The sequence below is a fragment of the Paraburkholderia sp. CI3 genome, from assembly GCF_050436505.1.
GTDB lineage: Bacteria > Pseudomonadota > Gammaproteobacteria > Burkholderiales > Burkholderiaceae > Paraburkholderia > Paraburkholderia tuberum.
The window spans coordinates 2771712-2792523 of the sequence record NZ_JBNDMI010000004.1; the positions used below are offsets into that span (position 1 = coordinate 2771712).

18 protein-coding genes and 1 pseudogene are annotated in these 20812 nt (G+C 63.6%); 11 read left to right on the top strand and 8 right to left on the bottom strand.

What is annotated here, in order from left to right; all coding sequences use genetic code 11:
* Position 1: 1 nt before the first annotated feature.
* On the top strand, positions 2-613 hold the full coding sequence (locus OKW29_RS34315; protein WP_018418677.1) for a TetR/AcrR family transcriptional regulator: 612 nt from the start codon (positions 2-4) through the stop codon (positions 611-613).
* A 278-nt stretch (positions 614-891) separates the two neighbouring features.
* Positions 892-1560: a GNAT family N-acetyltransferase gene (locus OKW29_RS34320; protein ID WP_184073522.1), complete on the top strand. Its 669-nt coding sequence runs from the start codon at positions 892-894 to the stop codon at positions 1558-1560.
* A gap of 98 nt (positions 1561-1658) precedes the next feature.
* Here OKW29_RS34320 and OKW29_RS34325 read toward each other — a convergent pair whose 3' ends face one another.
* Positions 1659-2156, bottom strand: a complete 498-nt coding sequence (locus OKW29_RS34325) for an Lrp/AsnC family transcriptional regulator (protein WP_184034682.1) — start codon at positions 2154-2156, stop codon at positions 1659-1661.
* Between the two features lie 189 nt (positions 2157-2345).
* Between OKW29_RS34325 and hppD the strand changes: the two genes are divergently transcribed.
* Positions 2346-3443, top strand: a complete 1098-nt coding sequence (gene hppD / locus OKW29_RS34330) for a 4-hydroxyphenylpyruvate dioxygenase (RefSeq protein ID WP_429294070.1) — start codon at positions 2346-2348, stop codon at positions 3441-3443.
* A gap of 138 nt (positions 3444-3581) precedes the next feature.
* Here the strand turns inward: hppD and OKW29_RS34335 are convergent, their stop codons facing one another.
* A complete protein-coding gene (locus tag OKW29_RS34335) occupies positions 3582-3767 on the bottom strand; it encodes a hypothetical protein (RefSeq protein WP_184056361.1) in 186 nt (61 codons plus the stop codon).
* A gap of 387 nt (positions 3768-4154) precedes the next feature.
* Here OKW29_RS34335 and OKW29_RS34340 point away from each other — a divergent pair, with 387 nt between their 5' ends.
* Positions 4155-7751: an indolepyruvate ferredoxin oxidoreductase family protein gene (locus OKW29_RS34340; protein ID WP_429294071.1), complete on the top strand. Its 3597-nt coding sequence runs from the start codon at positions 4155-4157 to the stop codon at positions 7749-7751.
* Positions 7752-8597: 846 nt separating this feature from the next.
* Here OKW29_RS34340 and OKW29_RS34345 read toward each other — a convergent pair.
* Complete coding sequence (locus OKW29_RS34345; protein ID WP_429294072.1) at positions 8598-10880, bottom strand: NADP-dependent malic enzyme; 2283 nt, start codon at positions 10878-10880, stop codon at positions 8598-8600.
* Between the two features lie 360 nt (positions 10881-11240).
* On the bottom strand, positions 11241-12485 hold the full coding sequence (locus OKW29_RS34350; RefSeq protein ID WP_429294073.1) for an MFS transporter: 1245 nt from the start codon (positions 12483-12485) through the stop codon (positions 11241-11243).
* A gap of 311 nt (positions 12486-12796) precedes the next feature.
* Here OKW29_RS34350 and OKW29_RS34355 point away from each other — a divergent pair, with 311 nt between their 5' ends.
* Entirely contained in the window at positions 12797-13483 is a 687-nt protein-coding gene (locus tag OKW29_RS34355) for an orotate phosphoribosyltransferase (protein ID WP_184073530.1), read from the top strand.
* Between the two features lie 144 nt (positions 13484-13627).
* Here the strand turns inward: OKW29_RS34355 and OKW29_RS34360 are convergent, their stop codons facing one another.
* Positions 13628-14317, bottom strand: a complete 690-nt coding sequence (locus OKW29_RS34360) for a response regulator (protein WP_184056372.1) — start codon at positions 14315-14317, stop codon at positions 13628-13630.
* Positions 14318-14586: 269 nt separating this feature from the next.
* On the opposite strand from OKW29_RS34360, the gene OKW29_RS34365 reads away from it, so the two are divergent.
* The 4 genes and pseudogenes from OKW29_RS34365 to OKW29_RS34380 form a co-directional block, all read left to right on the top strand.
* Positions 14587-15183 carry a YbhB/YbcL family Raf kinase inhibitor-like protein gene (locus tag OKW29_RS34365; RefSeq protein WP_184035061.1) on the top strand — a complete coding sequence of 199 codons (597 nt, stop codon included), beginning with the start codon at positions 14587-14589 and terminating at the stop codon, positions 15181-15183.
* Between the two features lie 91 nt (positions 15184-15274).
* On the top strand, positions 15275-15847 hold the full coding sequence (locus OKW29_RS34370; protein ID WP_429294074.1) for a flavodoxin family protein: 573 nt from the start codon (positions 15275-15277) through the stop codon (positions 15845-15847).
* Between the two features lie 236 nt (positions 15848-16083).
* Entirely contained in the window at positions 16084-17031 is a 948-nt protein-coding gene (gene argC / locus OKW29_RS34375; protein ID WP_429294075.1) for an N-acetyl-gamma-glutamyl-phosphate reductase, read from the top strand.
* Between the two features lie 109 nt (positions 17032-17140).
* Positions 17141-17416: pseudogene (locus OKW29_RS34380) on the top strand (OmpW family outer membrane protein); the annotation flags it as partial.
* 242 nt (positions 17417-17658) lie between these two features.
* Here the strand turns inward: OKW29_RS34380 and OKW29_RS34385 are convergent.
* Together OKW29_RS34385 and OKW29_RS34390 are read right to left on the bottom strand one after the other, a co-directional pair.
* Entirely contained in the window at positions 17659-18294 is a 636-nt protein-coding gene (locus tag OKW29_RS34385) for a LysE family translocator (RefSeq protein WP_429294076.1), read from the bottom strand.
* A gap of 106 nt (positions 18295-18400) precedes the next feature.
* On the bottom strand, positions 18401-19270 hold the full coding sequence (locus OKW29_RS34390; protein WP_184034705.1) for an NAD(P)-dependent oxidoreductase: 870 nt from the start codon (positions 19268-19270) through the stop codon (positions 18401-18403).
* Positions 19271-19363: 93 nt separating this feature from the next.
* Here OKW29_RS34390 and OKW29_RS34395 point away from each other — a divergent pair, with 93 nt between their 5' ends.
* Positions 19364-20122, top strand: a complete 759-nt coding sequence (locus OKW29_RS34395; RefSeq protein WP_429294988.1) for a Mut7-C RNAse domain-containing protein — start codon at positions 19364-19366, stop codon at positions 20120-20122.
* A gap of 53 nt (positions 20123-20175) precedes the next feature.
* The gene (locus OKW29_RS34400; RefSeq protein WP_429294077.1) at positions 20176-20451 is read left to right on the top strand and encodes a hypothetical protein; all 276 of its coding nucleotides are present in this window, start codon (positions 20176-20178) and stop codon (positions 20449-20451) included.
* Positions 20452-20602: 151 nt separating this feature from the next.
* On the opposite strand, the gene OKW29_RS34405 is transcribed toward OKW29_RS34400, so the two are convergent.
* The gene (locus OKW29_RS34405; RefSeq protein ID WP_184056380.1) at positions 20603-20812 is read right to left on the bottom strand and encodes a hypothetical protein; all 210 of its coding nucleotides are present in this window, start codon (positions 20810-20812) and stop codon (positions 20603-20605) included.

Sequence of the window (20812 nt, forward strand, 5' to 3'; positions counted from 1 at the left end):
TATGGCCCGCACCCGAGCCCCCGACCACGAAACCCAACGCGAGCAGATTCTCGAACTGGCCGCCGCGAAGTTCGCGCAGACCAGCTATCCAAGCACCTCGATGGCCGATCTTGCCGCGGCGAGCGGCACCTCGAAAGCGCGCCTCTATCACTATTACGAGAGCAAGGAAGCAATCCTGTTCGATCTGCTCGATCGCTACACGAAGCGCCTGATGCTGATCATCGCCGAGGTCGAAGGATCGAGCCAGCGGCGCGAACTGAGCGAGCGAGAAACCTTCGCGGAGCTGATCCGCGCGTTCCTGTCCGAGTATGAGACGTCGCACAGCCGGCACGTCGCGCTGCTGAACGATGTCAAGTATCTGGTCGATTCGCAGCGCGAGATCATCCTGAACCGTCAGCGCGACGTAGTCGCCGCCTTCGCGCGGCAGCTCGTGCGCGCCTATCCCGAACGCGCGACACGCGACAACCAGACCGCGCTGACGATGATGGTGTTCGGCATGATCAACTGGACCTTCACGTGGCTCAAGCCGGACGGCCGGATGGGCTATCGCGAGTTCGCCGAGCAGGTGGTCGGCATGGTCGAGCATGGTCTCGGCAGCGCGCCGGCCAGGTAGACGATGGTCTGAACAGATCGCAACCCGCGCACTGGATGTTGCAAAGCAACAACATGCAGACCAAATAAATCAGCGCAGGGAATCCATGCGGCATCGTGTCACGAACGTGCGATCACTTTTAACTTCTGTTTAAAATCAAATAATTAAATTTAGGGTTCCAGCGCTCCAGGTATTCACCTCGACTTTTGATACGGGTTTTCCCTAGTGAATGGCTTAGGTTTCCGTTAAAATTGGTTTTGCGGTGCACAACGCCGCCTGATTAAAAGGAGAACCCGACCATGAACATGCTGACCCATCGCAACACCGAGCCGATCGCGCCGAACGATCGCGCGTCGCTGCCTGCTGAACGCGCGCACGCTCTGGTCCGTGAACTCACCGCCGCCGATCGCGAACGCCTGCTTGCTCACTTCCTCGCGCTCGACGAAGAAGACCGTCTGCTGCGCTTCGGCCAGGTCGTGCCGAACCATGTGATCGAAAACTACGTGCGCGCGATCGACTTTACGCGCGACACCGTGTTCGGCGTGTTCAACAGCAAGCTGGAACTGAGCGGCGTCGGCCATCTGGCCTACCTGCCGGCCGAAGGCAACAAGCGCACCGCCGAATTCGGCGTCTCCGTGCTCGAAAGCGCACGCGGCATCGGTATCGGCTCGAGGCTATTCGAGCGCGCCGCGATCCGCAGCCGCAACACGCATGTGACGACGCTGTACATCCACTGCCTGGCGCGCAATTCGACCATGATGCACATCGCCAGGAAGGCCGGCATGAAGATCGAGTACGCGTACGGCGAGGCCGACGCCTATCTGACGCTGTCGCCCGCCGATCAGTCGAGCATCCTCGCGGAAATGCTGCAGGAGCAGGCCGCCGTGTTCGATTACGCGCTCAAGCGCCACGCACGCCAGGCATCGCGACTGTTCGAGTCGTTCATGCCGGTGGCTGTCGCTGCCTGAACAATCGCTACGGGGAAATGAGATTGGGGCGGCCGCAAGGTCGCCTTTTTTCTATCTGTACCCAATCAACGCCACGCGTAGGACCGTGCGCGTGAAGCCTACAAAATGGGCAGCGCTGTCGTTTCCTTGATCTTTTCTAGCGAAAAGCTCGATTTCACATCGATCACCGATGGATGCCGCAGCAACTGATCCTGCACGAAGCGCGAAAAGTGCGCCATGTCCTCCACTTGGACGCGCAACAGGTAATCCATCTCACCCGTCATCGCGTGACATGCGACAACTTCGGGCCACGTCTGCACGGCCGCGCCGAACAGATCGGCGTGCGTGGCCTCGCCATGCGGACTGAACGCGCGACCGCCACCCTTCTCCAGCCGCACGCTGACATACGCGAGCAGGTCAAGCCCGAGACGTTGCGCGTCGAGCAGCGCGACATAGCCGCGAATCACGCCGCTTTCCTCGAGCCGGCGAATCCGCCGCAGGCACGGACTCGGCGATAGATTGATCCGTTCCGCAATCTCCTGATTCGACAGCCGGCCATTCTCCTGAAGGATCGCCAGAATGCGTCGATCGATCGCGTCTATCTCGCCAATAGCCATGTTCTGCCACGTGTCGTTCGAATAGAGCCATAAACTGGCTCAAGCGTAGCGACGCGTGATTAAGTTCGCAAGTTTTTGTCTTCATCGCGGCTCTACACTTGCCCCATCCGGTCGCGCTCAGCCGACCGTCCCGCGCGCTCACCGCCAGCGCGCCTCGGCAACCCTCTTGCATGGGATTGGAGACAGACGATGCAGGTTTCAACTTGGGAAAATCCTGTCGGCACTGACGGCTTCGAATTCATCGAATACACGGCGCCGGACCCGAAAGCGCTCGGCAAACTGTTCGAACGGATGGGCTTCACGGCCGTCGCGCGGCATCGTCATAAGGACGTGATGCTGTATCGTCAGGGCGACATCAACTTCATCGTCAACGCGGAGAAGCATTCGTTTGCGCAGCGCTTCGCGCGCTTGCATGGCCCGTCGATCTGCGCGATTGCGTTTCGCGTACAGGACGCCGCGAAGGCCTACGCCCAAGCGCTCGAAAAAGGCGCATGGGGTTTCGACAACAAGACCGGCCCGATGGAGCTGAACATCCCGGCGATCAAGGGCATTGGCGATTCGCTGATCTATTTCGTCGACCGCTGGCGCGGCAAGAACGGTGCGACGCCGAACAGCATCGGTGACATCGACATTTACGACGTCGACTTCGAGCCGATTCCGGGCGCGAACCCGAACCCGGTCGGCCACGGCCTGACCTATATCGATCACCTGACGCACAACGTGCATCGCGGCCGCATGCAGGAATGGGCAGAGTTCTACGAGCGCCTGTTCAACTTCCGCGAGGTGCGCTACTTCGACATCGAGGGCAAGGTGACGGGCGTCAAGTCGAAAGCGATGACCTCGCCGTGCGGCAAGATTCGCATTCCGATCAACGAGGAAGGCTCGGACACCGCCGGTCAGATCCAGGAATACCTGGACGCGTACCACGGCGAAGGCATCCAGCACATCGCACTCGGCACCAGCGACATCTACCGCACCGTCGACGGCCTGCGCGCATCGGACATTTCACTGCTCGACACGATCGACACGTACTACGAACTCGTCGACCGACGCGTGCCGAATCATGGCGAGCCGCTCGAGGAACTGCGCAAGCGCAAGATCCTGATCGACGGCGCACCGGACGATCTGCTGCTGCAGATCTTCACCGAAAACCAGATCGGCCCGATCTTCTTCGAGATCATTCAGCGCAAGGGCAACCAGGGCTTCGGCGAAGGCAACTTCAAGGCGCTGTTCGAATCGATCGAGCTCGATCAGATTCGCCGCGGCGTCGTGCAGGACAAGACCTGACCACGGAGACTCGCGCCTGATCGGCGCGCAGAAGAAAAAAGGGCGAGGATCGCAGGATCCTCGCCCTTTTACGTTGCAACGCCGCCGCTCTCTTCGGAACGGCGGCCGGTCGTCATTAGACGCGCGCGATGCGGTGCGTCATGAATTCTGCCTGTACAGATCGCTGCCGATCGCACCGTCGACCCGCGCCGGCGCCACCTGCGCCGTGCGGATGATCGCGTTCGACAGTGCCCCCGTACTGCCCGGATTCGAGCGCACCGGCGCGCTCATCGCGAAGAAAGCGGCGGAAACCATCAGGAAGGTCTGGATGTTTCTTGTGTTCATGCGTACTCCTTTTCTAACTGCCCTGCTGTCCAGAAGCTGCACAGAATGCGCGGCGTTCGGCATCGCTCGCAGGTCGGGGTTAGACAGTCGTTTTCACTGCGGTTCCGCAAATTTGTAGGTTTTACAGCTTGTTACACGCGCAGGCGCAATACAACTCCATTCCGGCGGAAATCCGCGATAACTGCTGACAACACGTAGGCAACTCGTCGCGAAACCGGCCGAAATCAGATCGTGCGCGGGCGATTTTTGATCCGCTGCGGCGGGTTTCCACCAGTGCTACCATCGCTTAAAACCCGTCAATATGACGACCCCGGCCCCAGCATTCACGAGATGCCGGGGGCCAGAAAAGTTTTGGTGATCCCAAGCTGAAGTGGAGGAGTACACATAATGAATGCCCCGCTAGACGCAGGTCAGCGAGCCTCGCTCGAAGCCGCGTTGTCTTCCGTCACGCTCGACGACAAATACACCCTCGATCGCGGCCGCGCGTACATGAGCGGCATCCAGGCGCTGGTGCGTCTGCCGATGCTGCAGCAGGAACGCGACCGCGCCGCCGGCCTCAACACGGCCGGCTTCATCTCCGGCTACCGCGGATCGCCGCTCGGCGGGCTCGACCAGTCGCTGTGGAAAGCGAAAAAGCATCTGGCCGCGCATCAGGTGGTGTTCCAGCCCGGCGTCAACGAAGACCTCGCGGCCACCGCCGTGTGGGGTTCGCAGCAGGTCAATCTGTACCCGAGCGCCAAATACGACGGCGTGTTTTCGATGTGGTACGGCAAGGGCCCCGGCGTCGACCGGTCCGGTGACGTCTTCAAGCACGGCAACTCGGCCGGCTCGTCGCGGCACGGCGGCGTTCTCGTGCTCGCCGGCGACGATCACGCGGCCAAATCCTCGACACTCGCGCATCAGTCCGAACACATCTTCAAGGCATGCGGGCTGCCGGTGCTGTTTCCGTCGAACGTGCAGGAATATCTGGACTTCGGCCTGCACGGCTGGGCGATGAGCCGCTACTCGGGCCTCTGGGTCGCGATGAAGTGCGTGACCGACGTGGTCGAATCGTCCGCATCGGTCGATATCGATCCGCACCGCACCAACATCATCCTGCCGGAAGACTTCGTGATGCCCGACGGTGGGCTGAACATCCGCTGGCCCGATCCGCCGCTCGTGCAGGAAGCGCGTCTGCTCGACTACAAGTGGTACGCGGGCCTCGCCTACGTGCGAGCGAACAAACTCGACCGCGTCGAAATCGATTCGCCGCATGCGCGCTTCGGCATCATGACCGGCGGCAAAGCTTATCTCGACGTGCGCCAGGCGCTGACCGACCTCGGTCTCGACGACGAAACCTGCTCGCGCATCGGCATCCGGCTGTACAAGGTCGGCTGCGTGTGGCCGCTCGAAGCGCAAGGTGCGCAGGCCTTCGCACGCGGTCTCGACGAAATTCTGGTGGTCGAGGAAAAGCGCCAGATCCTCGAATACGCGATCAAGGAAGAGCTGTACAACTGGCCCGACGCGCAGCGCCCGCGCGTATTCGGCAAGTTCGACGAGAAGGACGGCGCGGGCGGCGAATGGTCGGTGCCGATGGGCAACTGGCTGCTGCCGGCGCACTACGAGCTGTCGCCCGCGATCATCGCGAAGGCGATCGCCACGCGGCTCGACAAGTTCGATCTGCCATCGGATGTGCGCGCCCGCATTGCCGCGCGCATCGCGGTGATCGAGGCGAAGGAAAAGGCGCTCGCGCGGCCGCGCGTCGAAGTCGAGCGCAAGCCGTGGTTCTGCTCGGGCTGCCCGCACAACACGTCGACCAACGTGCCGGAAGGCTCGCGCGCGATGGCCGGCATCGGCTGCCATTACATGACGGTCTGGATGGATCGCAGCACCAGCACGTTCAGCCAGATGGGCGGCGAAGGTGTCGCGTGGATCGGCCAGGCGCCGTTCACGAACGACAAGCACGTGTTCGCCAATCTCGGCGACGGCACCTACTTCCACTCGGGGCTGCTCGCGATTCGCGCGGCGATCGCGTCGAAGGCGAACATCACCTACAAGCTGCTGTACAACGACGCAGTCGCGATGACGGGCGGCCAGCCGGTCGACGGCGTGCTGAGCGTGCCGCAGATCACGCATCAGCTCGCCGCCGAAGGCGCGGCGAAGATCGTCATCGTCACCGATGAGCCGGAGAAGTACGCGGCAAACGTCGGCCTCGCGCCCGGCGTCGACATTCACCACCGCGACCAGCTCGACGACGTGCAGCGTCAGCTGCGCGAGGTTACGGGCACCACGATCCTGATCTACGACCAGACCTGCGCGACCGAAAAACGCCGTCGCAGGAAACGCGGCGCGTATCCCGATCCCGCACGGCGCGTCGTGATCAACGAAGCGGTGTGCGAAGGCTGCGGCGACTGCTCGGTGAAGTCGAACTGCCTGTCGGTCGAACCGCTCGATACTGAGTACGGCACGAAGCGCCAGATCAACCAGTCGACCTGCAACAAGGACTTTTCGTGCGTGAACGGCTTCTGCCCGAGCTTCGTCTCCGTTGAGGGCGGCCAGTTGCGCAAGCCGAAGGCGGCGTCGGGCGCCGGCGCCGAAATGCCGCCGGTGCCGGATCCCGAGTTGCCGTCCATCGACCGTCCGTACGGCGTTCTGGTGACGGGCGTGGGCGGCACGGGCGTCGTCACGATCGGCGCGCTGCTCGGCATGGCCGCGCATCTCGAGAACAAGGGCGTCACGGTGCTCGACGTCACCGGCCTCGCGCAGAAAGGCGGCGCCGTGATGAGCCACGTGCAGATCGCGAAGCAGCCCGCCGATATCCACGCGACCCGCATCGCAATGGGCGAAGCGAGCCTCGTGATCGGCTGCGACGCGATCGTCACCGCCAGCGACGAATGCGTGTCGCGGATGCACGCGGATCGCACGCGCGTCGTGCTGAACAGCGCGCACACGCCGACGGCCGAGCTGATCAAGAACCCGAACTGGCGCTTCCCCGGCAGCAGCACCGAAGCCGACGTGCGCGCCGCGGCCGGCGATGACAACGTCTCGACCGTCGACGCGAATCACTTCGCCGTCGCGCTGCTCGGCGACGCGATCTACACGAACCCGTTCGTGCTCGGCTATGCGTGGCAGCGCGGCTGGGTGCCGCTCACGCACGAGTCGCTGATTCGCGCGATCGAGCTGAACAACGTGCAGGTGGACAAGAACCGCGCGGCGTTCGAATGGGGCCGGCGTGCCGCGCACGATCTGGCTGCGGTACGCAAGCTCGCGCAAACGCAGGGACGCGGCGATCCGGCCGACAGCGCGGGCGGCAAGATCATCGCGCTGCATACGCCGAAGGCGCTCGACGCGCTGATCGACAAACGCGCCGACTATCTGACCGCCTGGCAGAACCGTGCGTACGCGGAGCGCTATCGCGCGCTGGTGTCGCAGGTGCGAGCCGCCGAAGAAGCGCTCGATTCCGCCGACGGCCAAATGCCGCTGACCGAGGCGGTCGCGAAGAACCTGCACAAGCTGATGGCGTACAAGGACGAATACGAAGTCGCACGTCTGTACAGCGACCCGGCGTTCATCGAAAAACTGAACGCGACGTTCGAAGGCGACTGGAAGCTGCACCTGCATCTCGCGCCGCCGACGCTATCGAAGAAGGACGCGCACGGCCATCTGGTGAAGAAGAAGTACGGCCCGTGGATGGTCAGCGCGATGCACGTGCTCGCGAAGCTCAAGTTCCTGCGCGGCACCGCGTTCGACGTGTTCGGCAACACCGAGGAGCGTCGCACCGAGCGCGCGCTGATCGGCGAATACGAGGTATTGGTGCGTGAGCTGATCGGCGGGCTGACTTCTCAGAAACGCGATCTCGCGGTCGAGCTCGCGAATCTGCCCGACGGCATCCGCGGCTATGGGCATGTGAAGGAAAACAACCTGAAAGGCGTGCGCATCAAGTGGAACGAGCTGCTCGCGCGTTGGCGTTCGCCGGATGCGGGCAAGACGCAGCACGCGGCTTGATCGACTCTCCCAGCTGAACCGAAAAGCGGCGGTCTGCACGGACCGCCGCTTTTTTTAGGCGATCGGGTAGGAGGCGGGGTTGCCCCCGCCGTCCTCCCACAACACCGGACGTACGGTTCACGTATCCGGCGTTTCCCGTCGGCCTCGGACCGGATCGGTCGTCGGCGTGAGCTTGTTTCGTGCGTCGTGTCACCTGGCATCCGATGGACACCTCAGCCTCTCTCGGGGCTTCCGGCCCCTCCAGCATGGCTGCAGGCCCCCGGCATGGCCGAGGCTTCTGCCCAGATACGCAGAGATCACGCGTGACTTGCCACTCGTGACAGGTTTGGCCCTTCGCCGCTCCGGTTTCAACGGCTACTACGACCTCTGCTGACTTCTGCCACCCCATTCCGACACCTCTCGATGCCAGTAGCACAAGGCAGGATGGCAGATCTCCCAGGGTAATACGCGCGACCTTCACGCTTATGCCTGTCGGATCTACGTCATGGCGTTCCGTGCAAGTATCGGGCTTTACAGATTTTGGCCTGCTCACCCCGCCATTCCGCCTAATATCCGCTTCCTGTTCGTCAGGCCAGCGCTTTGCCTTCGGCTTCCTTCAGATTCCACCTCACGATGGACACCCTTGCCGTCCGCTAACACTTCCCCTTGCCGGGTGTGTAGGGGACTCTCACCCCCAAGTCATCCAGTTCGCCACCACAGCGATCCAGATAGCGCCTTTCACGGCGCTGCGCGCCATGCCTGGCGCACCAAAAAAAAACGCTACGGAACCGGGGTTCCGTAGCGCTTCTGCCCAGGCCGCCGCGCGCGCGTTACTGCTGCGCCCACGCCAACCTCACGTGATACACGTTACTTCGCGTTCACCGACTCGCGCGCGTTCGCCGAAGCAACCGCCGTCATGTTGATGATCCGGCGCACGGTCGCGGCCGGCGTCAGGATATGCACCGGCTTTTCCGCACCCAGCAGGAACGGCCCGACCGTCACACCCTCGCCGCCCACGACCTTCAGCAGGTTGTACGCGATGTTCGCCGCTTCGACGTTCGGCATGATCAGCAGATTCGCTTCGCCGGCGAGCGTCGTGCCCGGGAACGCGGCCTTGCGGACCGTCTCCGACAGCGCCGCGTCGCCGTGCATTTCACCGTCGATCTCGAGCGACGGCGCGCGTTGCGTGATCAGCTTGCGCGCCGCGGCCATGCGCTCCGACGACGACGACGGCGCGCTACCGAAGTTCGAGTTCGACAGCAGCGCGACCTTCGGCGTGATGCCGAACTTCTCGATTTCGCGCGTGGCGAGCATCGTCATGTCGGCAAGCTGCTCGGCGGTCGGCACTTCGTTGACGTACGTGTCGCAGATGAACAGGTTACGGCCCGGCAGCATCAGCAGATTCATCGCGGCGAAGTTCTCGACGTCGTCGGCCTTGCCGAGCACCTGCTCGATGAAGTTCAGATGCGTGTGGTACTGGCCGATCATGCCGCAGATCATGCCGTCCGCTTCGCCAAGGCGCACGAGGATCGCGCCGATCAGCGTGTTGAACTTGCGCATCGCGGCCTTCGCGACGTCCGGCGTCACGCCTTCGCGCGCGCCGAGTTCGTGATACGCCTGCCAGCACTTGTGATAGCGCGGATCGTCTTCCGGATCGACGATCTCGACGTCTTCGCCGCACTTGAGCTTCGAGCCCATCTTCTTCAGACGCATCTCGATCACCGACGGACGGCCGACCAGGATCGGCTTGGCGATCTTTTCGAGCAGCACGAACTGCGCGGCGCGCAGCACGCGCTCGTCTTCGCCTTCCGCGAACACGATGCGCGCCGGTGCCGACTTCGCCGCCGCGAACACCGGCCGCATCACCATGCCCGAGCGATAGACGGTCGCGCCGAGCTGTTCGCGGTACGCATCCATGTCCTGGATCGGGCGGGTCGCGACGCCCGAATCCATTGCGGCCTGCGCGACGGCCGGCGCGATCTTGATGATCAGGCGCGGATCGAACGGCTTCGGAATCAGGTATTCGGGACCGAATTCGAGCGAGTGGCCTTCGTAGGCCTTCGCGACTTCATCGCCCTGGTCGGTTTCCTCGGCCAGTTCGGCAATCGCGCGCACGCACGCGAGCTTCATTTCTTCGGTGATCGTCGTCGCGCCGACGTCGAGCGCGCCGCGGAAGATGAACGGGAAACACAGCACGTTGTTGACCTGGTTCGGATAGTCCGACCGGCCGGTCGCGATGATGCAGTCCGGGCGCACCTTGCGCGCTTCTTCCGGACGGATTTCCGGCTCGGGGTTCGCGAGCGCGAGAATCAGCGGCTGCGAGCCCATTTCGGCGACCATCTCCGGCTTCAGCACGCCGGCGCTCGAGCAGCCGAGGAACACGTCCGCGTCGCGGATTGCATCGGCGAGCGAGCGCGCTTCGGTGTGCGCCGCATAGCGCTCCTTCGACGGATCGAGGTTGCCGCGCCCTTCGTAGATCACGCCCTTCGAGTCGGCGACGAGAATGTTCTGCTTCGACAGACCGAGATTGACGAGCAGATCCAGACACGCAATGGCCGCCGCGCCCGCGCCCGAACAGACCAGCTTCACTTCGTCGAGCCTCTTGCCGACCACCTTGAGGCCGTTCAGGATCGCCGCCGACGCGATGATCGCGGTGCCGTGCTGATCGTCGTGGAAGACCGGAATCTTCATGCGTTCGCGCAGCTTCTTCTCGATGTAGAAGCACTCGGGCGCCTTGATGTCCTCGAGGTTGATGCCGCCCAGCGTGGGCTCGAGCATCGCGATCGCCTCGACGAGCTTGTCCGGATCGGATTCGCTCAGCTCGATGTCGAACACGTCGATGTCGGCGAACTTCTTGAACAGACACCCCTTGCCTTCCATCACCGGCTTCGCGGCAAGCGGGCCGATGTTGCCGAGGCCGAGCACCGCGGTGCCGTTCGTGATCACGCCGACGAGGTTGCCGCGCGACGTGTACTTCTGCGCGTCGAGCGGTTCCTCGTGAATTGCCATACAGGCTGCCGCCACACCCGGCGAATACGCGAGCGACAAATCCAGCTGGTTCGACAGCGCCTTGGTAGGCGTCACCGAAATCTTGCCAGGTTTCGGATTCTGGTGATATGCGAGAGCGCTTTGCTTGAGTTGTTCGTCCATTTCTAGGCCTGCGAGACGTAAGTGATTGGGCCCGGCGACACACATCGTTGCAGCGCTTTCATCTGTCGGACGGATAGACGACCGAGGCGGTTTTCGCACGCGCCCGGTCAGGCGCGACGGCTTACCTCGACGAAGACGGGACGATGTGGAGTGCTTCGCGGGTCGATCAGTGTACACCCCGGACGTGTCGATGCACTGAGTGGTTAACAGGACTCGCCATTGGCGAAACAGGCGCTCAGGACGCTGCGTCGCCACGACCCGGCCGTGCTTTTCCGCCACGCGGCGGGGCGCCATGCGGGCCGCATGGTCCAGGCATTCGCAGTATCCGAAGCGATTGAAGGACGCGCTTCGTCGACGCGGTCAGTCGAGTTCGGCGCCGCGTCGCTCAGGAATCAGAAACAGGGTCGCGAGGATGTCCAGCAGGTAAATCGACGCCAGTAGCGCGAGCGCCGCGCCGAACGAGTAGCGCGCCGCCAGCGCGCCCACGACGACCGGCCCAAAGCCGCCCACCGCGCGACCCGCATTGAACAGCACGTTTTGCGCGGTGGCGCGCGCATCGGTTGGATAGAGCTCCGAAATCAGCGCGCCGTAGCCGCCGATCATGCCGTTGACGAACACCCCCATCGCCGCGCCGCCGATCAGCAACGCCATCGGCGTCGTCAGTTGCGCATAGACGAACACCATGACGACGGCGCCCGCCTGGTAGAACAGGAACGTCGGCTTGCGGCCGAAGCGGTCGGCGGCGATGCCGAATAGCCAGATGCCGGCCGCCATGCCGAGAATCGTCGCGGCGGTCCACAGCCCCGATTGGGTCAGCGAGTAGCCGAAGGTCTTCGACAGATAGCTGGGTAGCCAGATCATCAGCCCGTAATAGCCGAAGTTCTGCACCGAGCACAGGATCGTGACGCCGAGGCTCGCGCGCGTCGTGCGTCCATCGACGAACAGCAGTTTCAGCGGCAGCTTGCGCATGCCGCGCGCGACGCGTTGGTCGAAAAGCGCCGGCTCCTCGACGCGGCGCCGCACGAAGAACGACACCGCCGCCGGCAGCAGCCCGAGCGCGAACATGCCGCGCCAGCCGATCACCGGCAGCAGCAGCGGCGTCAGCAACGCGGCCGCCAGCACGCCAAGCTGCCAGCCGAGGCCGACATACGACGACACCCGCGCCCGCTGCGACGCCGGCCACGCTTCGGCGACCAGCGTCATACCGATGCCGAATTCGCCGCCCAGCCCGATCCCGGCGATGGTCCGATAGATCAGCAGGTCCGTATAGCCTTGCGCGAGCGCGCACAGGCCGGTGAACACCGCGAAGATCAGGATCGTCCACGTCAGCATGCGCACGCGGCCGAAATAATCGCTGAGCACGCCGAAGAGCACGCCGCCCGCCACCGCACCGATGAGCGTCCATGTGACCAGCGCGCCGGCCTGCGAGGAACTCAGATGCAGGTCGGCGGCGATCACCGGCAGCATGAAGCCGAGAATCAGCAGATCGAAGCCGTCCATCGCATAGCCCAGCACCGACGCAAGCAGCGCGCGGCCCGCATAGCCCGGTTCGACGGCGGAGCGGGTTTCGGTGGCGGAGGCGGAGGCGGGTGGAGCGGCGTTCATTGAAAGCATTCCGTTGGTCTGAAGGCGGCTGCGTGGGAAGCGTCCCGGGAAAGTCGCGTGAGTGTAAAGGCGGCCTCACCCGGTCACAAGACGATGCGCGCGCCAAAGCGCCCGCCGGCTGCGCCGCCGCGCGCGACGGCCTCCTCGGTGCGACCCATTTCAGGTAAAATAGCGGCCCACGCGCGCAGCAAAAGCCGGTCTGTGCTCTTCCCCCGGCCGCGTATCCCGCCCAGCATGGCGCGGCATACCCCGCTTGCTGCGCCACCGGGCCAGCGCCCGCTTCTCCCCCGCTCACTCCGAAGGATCCGCCCATGACAGGCTTCGATCGCCAGACGATCTCCGACACCACCGCCAAGATGCTGCTCGAAGTGCAAGCAGTGCATTTCAACGCGGAGAAACCGTATATTTTCACGTCCGGCTGGGCGAGCCCGGTGTACATCGACTGCCGCAAGCTGATCTCGTATCCTCGTGTGCGCCGCGGCCTGATGGAAATGGCCGAAGCGACGATCCTGCGCGACGTCGGCTATGAGCAGATCGACGCGGTCGCCGGCGGCGAAACCGCGGGCATCCCGTTCGCGGCATGGCTGTCCGACCGCCTGATGGTGCCGATGCAGTACGTGCGCAAGAAGCCGAAGGGTTTCGGCCGCAACGCGCAGATCGAAGGTCTGCTGACCGAAGGCCAGCGCGTGTTGCTCGTCGAAGACCTGACAACCGACAGCCGCAGCAAGATCAACTTCATCAACGCGCTGCGCGCCGCCGGCGCGACGGTGAACCACTGCTTCGTGCTGTTCCACTACAACATCTTCAAGGAAAGCGTGTCGGTGCTGAAAGACATCGACGTCGATCTGCACGCGCTCGCCACGTGGTGGGACGTGCTGCGCGTCGCGAAGCAGAACAACTACTTCGACACGAAGACGATCGACGAAGTGGAAAAATTCCTGCACGCGCCGGCCGAGTGGTCCGCTGCACATGGCGGTGCGACGTCTACGCCGCAATAAAGCCATCGCGCTAAGGCAGTGACAATAAAAACGTAGCCGCTTTATGCGGATTGAATGAAAAAGCCGCCTGTTTCGCAACAGGCGGCTTTTTTTATCGCCGATTGTTTATCGCCGATTACCCGGCGGACGAAACGAGGCCCGATATCAGGACTGGTTCGCGATGTCCTTACTCGAGTTCGACGAAAGATTCAGCAAACCATTGCTCTGCGCATACTGGAATAGTTGGGAGTCACGATCGATTCCGAGCTTGCGCATGGCCGCGTTTTTTTGTGTGCTGATCGTCTTGATGCTGCGATTCAAACGCTCCGATATTTCCTTGATCGTCATACCCGATACGAACAGGCGCACGACTTCGAGTTCGCGCCGCGACAGCTTCGAGTCGTCGCGCTTGCCGGCTGAATTGACCCGCAACCCATCGAGCACCGCCTTCACCGACGGACTCATATAGGTCATACGACGGCCCACGTGTTGTACCGCAAGCGCAATATGGCTGAGATCGTCCGATTTGTTCACAACCGACGTCACGCCAAGTTCCTTGAGCCGTTTGAGCAATGCGGCGTTCTCGAGCATGGTGAGCACGACGATCGGCAGATTCGGGAAATTGCGGCGCAAATAGTCGATGAGTTGCAAGCCGTCGCCGTACTGACCGCCCGGCATGGCCAGGTCGGTGACGAGCACGTCGCATTCGGTGGATTGCAACATTTTGATAAGTTCAGTCGACTGCCTTGCGCGCCCAACGACTTGCATACCGGGAAATTTGAGCAGCGCATTTTCAGCGCCAAACAGAATAACCGGATGATCGTCTGCCACCACAACCCTGAGTGAAACTTGCATCGTCCTCCTCTGGACGGATAAACCGGTCTCCACAACTTCTAACACTGCTTTTGACGCTCGCTATTTAAACGAGTCAAATGCAGTAAGGGTCGCGCGACAACCCCCTTACTATAGCTGATTTCCTGTCTGCGAATTCCGCGGCACGCGAACATATTGCGTCGCAGAGCTAATCAGCGCTGATGTTAGACTTGATTCGACCGTGGGGCACAATTCAGGACAACGACAGTCGCGAGCACCCGCGCCTCGCGCCCTTACAGGAGAACCGGCATATGCGCGTGCGTTGCCTGGTTGTTTCGCTGGCTTCATCTTGGCGGCATCGATCGCTCGCCGTCGGCGCCATGCTCGCGCTATTCGCAGCGCATAGTGCCGGTGCCCGGGCCGACGAGCCGTTCACGCTGACGAGCGCGAGCGTGCGCGCGGGCGGCACCGTGCAGAATGCGCAGGTGTTCGACCGGAACGACTGCAAGGGCGGCAACCGTTCACCGCAGCTCTCATGGCGCGACGCGCCGGCCGGTACGCGCGGCTTCGCGATCACGATGTTCGACGAGGACGCACCGGGGCGCGGCTGGTGGCACTGGGCGGTCGCGGGCATCCCCGCCACGGTCGACAGCCTGCCCGAGAATGCGAGCTCGTCCGGTTTCCTGGGCAAGCTCGGCGCGGTCGAAGCGCGCAACGACTTCGATACCGACGGCTATGGCGGCCCGTGCCCGCCTCCCGGCAAACCGCATCGCTATATCATCACCGTGTACGCGCTGAACTCGGCCGATCTGCGTCTCGCGCAAGGACGTCCCGCGTTGATGTTCGATCACGAGATCGGCACGGCCGCGATCGGCAGCGCGCGGCTGGTGGTCAATTACGGGCGCTAGTGGCGGCCGTCGCGGTCGTGATGGGGCGCCGCCGCGCCGCATCGCCTGGCTTGCGCCGTTCGCCTTCCCGATCGCTTTGCTGGAGCACTTCATGTCGAAGATCGTCATCGTTTATCACAGTGGCTACGGCCACACGAAGAAGGTCGCCGAAGCCGTGCTCGCGGGCGCGCTGGAAGTCGGTGCGCAGGCGAAGATGATGCCGGTCGGCGACCTCGACGACGCCTCGTGGGACGAACTCGCCGCCGCCGACGCGCTGATCTTCGGCGCGCCGACCTACATGGGCGGCCCGTCGGCCGACTTCAAGAAGTTCGCCGACGCCAGTTCGAAACCGTGGTTCGCGCAGGCGTGGAAAGACAAGATCGCAGCCGGCTTCACGAACTCGGCGACGATGAACGGCGACAAGTTCTCGACCATCCAGTACTTCGTCACGCTGGCGATGCAGCACAGCATGATCTGGGCCGGCACCGGCATGATGCCGTCGAACACGAAGGCCGCGACGCGCAACGATCTGAACTTCGTCGGCGGCTTTACCGGACTGCTTACGCAATCGGCGGCCGATGCGTCGCCCGACGAAGCGCCGCCGCCGGGCGATCTCGAAACCGCGCGCCTGTTCGGCGCGCGCATTGCGGGCGTCACCGCGCGCTGGATCGCGCCGCGCGGGTAGCGCCGCGCGGGTAGCGGCGCGCGGCTAATGGCTGAACGGCGCCGAAACGACGTCGCGGCTCACCGGCGGTTCATCTTCGGTCATCAGCCCGCATTCGCCGCGCAACGGGTCACGCCAACGTCACGTTGTGCGCGCATCGTCGTTTTTTCGCGCTGCACCGCACGGTCGCGGCGATGACGTCTTAAAATAACGTTCCGGCGCGGCGTCGCGCCCCGTTTCCAGCGAGTGAGATCGAGATGAGCACGAAAGTTTTTGTCGACGGACAGGAAGGCACGACCGGCCTGAAAATTTTTGAATACCTGTCGCAGCGCGCCGACGTCGAAATCCTGCGTATCGAAGAAGCGAAGCGCAAGGACCTGGACGAGCGCCGTCGTCTCATCAACGCGTCCGACGTCACGTTCCTGTGTCTGCCCGATGTCGCCTCGCGCGAGTCGGCCTCGCTCGTCGAGAACGACCGCACGGTGCTGATCGACGCGAGCACCGCGTTCCGCACCGCGCCCGACTGGGCCTACGGCCTGCCCGAGCTGGCTCGCTCGCAGCGCGAGCGCCTGCGCACCGCCAAACGCATCGCCGTGCCGGGCTGCCACGCCTCGGCGTTCGTGCTCGCGATGCGCCCGCTCGTCGAAGGCGGCGTCGTCGCGCCCGAGTTCGCCGCGCACGCCTATTCGATCACTGGCTACAGCGGCGGCGGCAAGAAGATGATTGCCGACTACGAAGCCGGCGGCAACGACAGACTCAAGAGCCCGCGCCCGTACGCGCTCGGCCTCACGCACAAGCACCTGCCGGAAATGGCCACGCATACGGGCCTGAAGTCGGCGCCGATCTTCACGCCGATCGTCGGCGACTTCTACAAGGGCCTCGCGGTCACCACATACTTCTCGCCGGGCCAGCTCGCGAAGAAGACGACGCCGCAGGACGTGCAGGCTCAGTTCGCCGAATACTACGCGGGTGAAGCGTTCGTGCACGTCGCGCCGTTCAACGCCGACGCGAGTCTCGACAACGGCTTCTTCGACGTGCAGGCGAACAACGACACCAACCGCGTCGACCTGTTCGTGTTCGGCAACGAAGAGCGCTTCGTGACCGTCGCGCGGCTGGACAATCTCGGTAAGGGCGCGTCGGGTGCGGCGATCCAGTGCATGAATCTCGCGATCGGCGCGGCAGAAGGCACCGGTTTGAAACGCTAGGCGAGTCGACCCGCATCCGCGGTGCCACGAAAAAAGCCGGTCTTTGCAGACCGGCTTTTTTGTTTTAAAGCCCGTTCATTAAAATTGATACAAAACATTTCTGCCTGGTAGCCTCGGCGCCATACTCACCGCCGGTGCGGGCAAGCCGGGGCTGACGCAGGTGTCGGCGAAGGCGTCCTCGTCGTGGGCGCCGGTGTTCAACGCGGGCCTTGCGTACAACATCACCGAGCACTGGGGGCTCGTTGCGTCGGTCACGTATATCCCGCTGAAGACGACGTCCTCGGTCATCATCAAGGCGGCCGATGGGACGGAGCTTGGCGTGTCGAAGGCGGATCTGAGCGCAAACCCGATCATTTCCTTTCTGGCCGTGTCGTATAAGTTCTGAATTTGATTTTCCGCGGTCGCGGCACCGCTTTGGGCGCGCGGCGAATTCCAGGCAAAAAAAAGCCCACCTAGGTTGGCGGGCTGAATCCATATCAGAGGAGACATGGAGGAGACAAGACGAACTATAGCAGACCGCTTGGTGCGTTGCAACATGCAAATTAGGGTTGACCCTCAATGTTGCAGACATACAACGGTCACATGGGTACGGCTCAGTTTTCCCTTGTCTGCCGACACGCGCGGTGCTTAGTGCCTCACCAGCGCCATCATCGTGCCGAAACCGACGAACACACCGCCCGTCAGCCGGTTGAACATCCGCGCGACGCTGCGGCTCTTCAACCTGGCGCCGATGCGCGTGCCAAAACCCGCATACACGAGATACCAGCTGACCTCGATCGACGCGAATGTCGCGAGCAGCACGCCGAACTGCGGCAACTTCGGCTGGGTTGCATCGATGAATTGCGGCAGCAGCGCGGCCGCGAACAGGATCGCCTTCGGATTGCTGCTCGCGACCAGAAAGCCGTTGCGAAATAGCGCGAAGCGCGAGCGCGCGGGCCGGGCTGTCAGGTCGTCGATGTTGTGCGCGGCGGTTTCGTCGGCCGGCACGCGCCATGCCCTGATGCCCAGATATACGAGGTAGGCCGCGCCGATCATGCGCAGTGCGTTGAACATGGTCGGCCATGCCGCCAGAAACACGCCGAGCCCCGCCGCCGATACCGCCAGCATCAGCACCAGCGCCGATAGACAACCGGCCATCGTCGCGCTCGCGCGACGCAGGCCGTGCTGGGCGCCGTGCGTCATCACGAGCAGCATGTTGGGACCGGGAATCGCGGAAACGACGAAAACGGTGGCGGCGAACAGCCACCAGGTATGCAGAGTCATCGAAATCGGGTGTCGGGGAATCGGGTGGCTATTATGCCTTGCCGCCCAGCGCGACTGATGCGGCCACGCTGCGTCGATCGCTTGCGTCCGGCGATCGACAGCGCCGTCAGCGGCCGGCCCGGCGCGTCGCGACCTGACCCAGCACCGCGAAATCCTTCTCGCCGTCGCCGTGCGCGATCGCCTCGATCAGGCTGTCGCGAACCACGCTCGCGACCGGCATCGGCGTCGTCACCGCATCGGCGGCGGCGAGCGCGAGGCGCACGTCCTTCAGTCCCAGACGCGCCTTGAACAGCGCCGGCTCGAAGCGCTGCTCGGCGATCAGCTTGCCGTAGCCCGAGTACACCGGTCCCGGAAACAGGCCGCTCGTGATCACGTCGAGAAAGTCCTGCATCGCGAGGCCGTGGCCCGTCACGAGCGCGGCCGCTTCGCCGAGCGTCTCGATCGCCGCGCCGAGCATGAAGTTCGCGGCCAGCTTCATCACGTTCGCCTGCTGCGGCAGCGAGCCGATGCGCCAGGTCTTCTGGCCGAGTGCGTCGAAAATCGGCTGGATCCGGTCGATCGATTCGGCCGGGCCGCCGGCGACGATCGTCAGCTTGCCCGCGGCCGCGACGTCGGGCCGCCCGAGCACCGGTGCGGCGACGTAATGCACGCCGCGCGACGCGTGCGCGGTCGCCAGTTCCTCGGCGAGCGCCACGGAAATCGTCGCCATATTCGCGTGGATCAGCCCGCGCGGCGCATGTTCGAGCAACGACGCGGTGATGACTTCGCGCAGCGCGGCATCGTCGGCGAGCATCGAGAACACGGCGTCGCCCGCAAACGCTTCAGCCGGCGTCGCGACGACTTGCGCGCCCAGCCCGGCCAGCGGCTGAGCCTTTTCCGGTGAGCGGTTCCACACGCGCACCTGGTGCCCGGCTTTCAGAATGTTTGCAACCATCGCGGCGCCCATCTCGCCGAGACCGATAAAACCGATGTCCATCTATCGCTCCGTCTTCTATAGAACCCGAAGTAGAGCACACTCATGCGACAAGCGCAGGACAACGCGCAACCCGAGCGGTGCGATACTGCAGGCATGGTCACCGCGACATTCCGCTTCTACGAGGAGCTGAACGACTTCATCGCCCGGCCGCTGCGCCGGCGCGCGTTCACCTGCGTCTGCGCGCGCGGCGCAACGACCAAGCACATGATCGAAGTGCTCGGTGTGCCGCATACCGAGGTCGAGCTGATACTGGTGAACGGCGACTCGGTCGGTTTCGATCATCCGCTCGCCGACGGCGACCGCGTCGCGGTCTATCCGAAATTCGAGGCGCTCGACATCCAGCCGCTGCTGCGCGTGCGCGAGCGGCCGTTGCGCGTGATGCGCTTCATCGCCGATGCGCATCTCGGCGGCCTCGCGCCGCTTCTGCGCCTTGCGGGCTTCGATACGCTGTACGACAACCACTTTCCCGACGCCGATATCGAGGCGCTCGCCGCCGCGCAGCAGCGCATCGTGCTGACGCGCGACCGCGAGCTGCTCAAACGCCGCAACATCACGCATGGCTGCTACGTGCGCGCGCTGCGGCCGCGCGAGCAGTTGCGCGAAGTGTTCGAGCGGCTCGACCTCGCGCGCAGCGCGCAACCGTTTCGGCTATGCCTCGTATGCAACGCGCCGCTGCGACGCATCGCACGCGAGGAAGCCGGCCCGCGCGTGCCGTGCGGCGTGCTGCAGCGGCACAGCCGCTTCGTGACCTGCGATGTATGCGGACGCGTGTTCTGGGAAGGCACGCATTGGCAGAGGATGCGCGCGTTGATGGACAGCGTCTCCGCCGGCGCACCGGACGGTGTCGGCTGACGCCCCGCGCTTGCGTACAATGCGGGTTGATCTATTTGGCAGAGGCCTTTCCGATGATGAAAAAAACCGACCTTGAAAAGAACAAGGCGCTGAAACTGGGCAACGCGATGAAACAGGCGACCGCTAACCGCGGTGGCAAGAACGCGGCGACCGAGCCGAAGATCGACCGGCGCGAGCAGCGCAAGCTCGATCAGGCGCAAGGCCTCGTCCCGTTTGCGTGCAAGCTCAACGGCGAGCTGGTGGAGGCGCTGAAAACGCGTGCCGCCAGTCATGCGGACGGCCTGAACGGGCTGCTGGATGAAGTGATCCGGCGCGGGCTCGCGGGCTGATCTTCCCGCGCGCAAAATCCGCCGCAAATGCAAAAAGGCCAGAGCGCGAGCTCTGGCCTTTTTGCTGGCAACGCATCTGCCGCCACCGGCTGCACCGACCGGCAAACGGTGCGGCGCAGCGCTATGTCGCGCCCAACGAGCGCGCGTTGGCTTAGTTCTGCACGCCCTTGTCGTTCGTGCCTGCTGCCGAAGCTGCGGCGGAAACGTGTGCCTTCTTGCCGTGGGTCTTCAGCTGCTTGACGTGGTGCTTCTTCGGTGCGCTTGCTGCTTCCATAGCAGCGGCATCCGATGCCTGCGCGAAAGCCTGAACGGAAACGAGTGCGATCGAAGCGGCTGCGAGCGAGACGATAACTTTTTTCAT

Bases quoted from the DNA above. Each gene is read 5' to 3' on its own strand.
- OKW29_RS34315 (WP_018418677.1), top strand. From the start codon at position 2: ATGGCCCGCACCCGAGCCCCCGACCACGAAACCCAACGCGAGCAGATT.
- OKW29_RS34320 (WP_184073522.1), top strand. From the start codon at position 892: ATGAACATGCTGACCCATCGCAACACCGAGCCGATCGCGCCGAACGAT.
- OKW29_RS34325 (WP_184034682.1), bottom strand. From the start codon at position 2,156: ATGGCTATTGGCGAGATAGACGCGATCGATCGACGCATTCTGGCGATC.
- hppD (WP_429294070.1), top strand. From the start codon at position 2,346: ATGCAGGTTTCAACTTGGGAAAATCCTGTCGGCACTGACGGCTTCGAA.
- OKW29_RS34335 (WP_184056361.1), bottom strand. From the start codon at position 3,767: ATGAACACAAGAAACATCCAGACCTTCCTGATGGTTTCCGCCGCTTTC.
- OKW29_RS34340 (WP_429294071.1), top strand. From the start codon at position 4,155: ATGAATGCCCCGCTAGACGCAGGTCAGCGAGCCTCGCTCGAAGCCGCG.
- OKW29_RS34345 (WP_429294072.1), bottom strand. From the start codon at position 10,880: ATGGACGAACAACTCAAGCAAAGCGCTCTCGCATATCACCAGAATCCG.
- OKW29_RS34350 (WP_429294073.1), bottom strand. From the start codon at position 12,485: ATGAACGCCGCTCCACCCGCCTCCGCCTCCGCCACCGAAACCCGCTCC.
- OKW29_RS34355 (WP_184073530.1), top strand. From the start codon at position 12,797: ATGACAGGCTTCGATCGCCAGACGATCTCCGACACCACCGCCAAGATG.
- OKW29_RS34360 (WP_184056372.1), bottom strand. From the start codon at position 14,317: ATGCAAGTTTCACTCAGGGTTGTGGTGGCAGACGATCATCCGGTTATT.
- OKW29_RS34365 (WP_184035061.1), top strand. From the start codon at position 14,587: ATGCGCGTGCGTTGCCTGGTTGTTTCGCTGGCTTCATCTTGGCGGCAT.
- OKW29_RS34370 (WP_429294074.1), top strand. From the start codon at position 15,275: ATGTCGAAGATCGTCATCGTTTATCACAGTGGCTACGGCCACACGAAG.
- argC (WP_429294075.1), top strand. From the start codon at position 16,084: ATGAGCACGAAAGTTTTTGTCGACGGACAGGAAGGCACGACCGGCCTG.
- OKW29_RS34385 (WP_429294076.1), bottom strand. From the start codon at position 18,294: ATGACTCTGCATACCTGGTGGCTGTTCGCCGCCACCGTTTTCGTCGTT.
- OKW29_RS34390 (WP_184034705.1), bottom strand. From the start codon at position 19,270: ATGGACATCGGTTTTATCGGTCTCGGCGAGATGGGCGCCGCGATGGTT.
- OKW29_RS34395 (WP_429294988.1), top strand. From the start codon at position 19,364: ATGGTCACCGCGACATTCCGCTTCTACGAGGAGCTGAACGACTTCATC.
- OKW29_RS34400 (WP_429294077.1), top strand. From the start codon at position 20,176: ATGATGAAAAAAACCGACCTTGAAAAGAACAAGGCGCTGAAACTGGGC.
- OKW29_RS34405 (WP_184056380.1), bottom strand. From the start codon at position 20,812: ATGAAAAAAGTTATCGTCTCGCTCGCAGCCGCTTCGATCGCACTCGTT.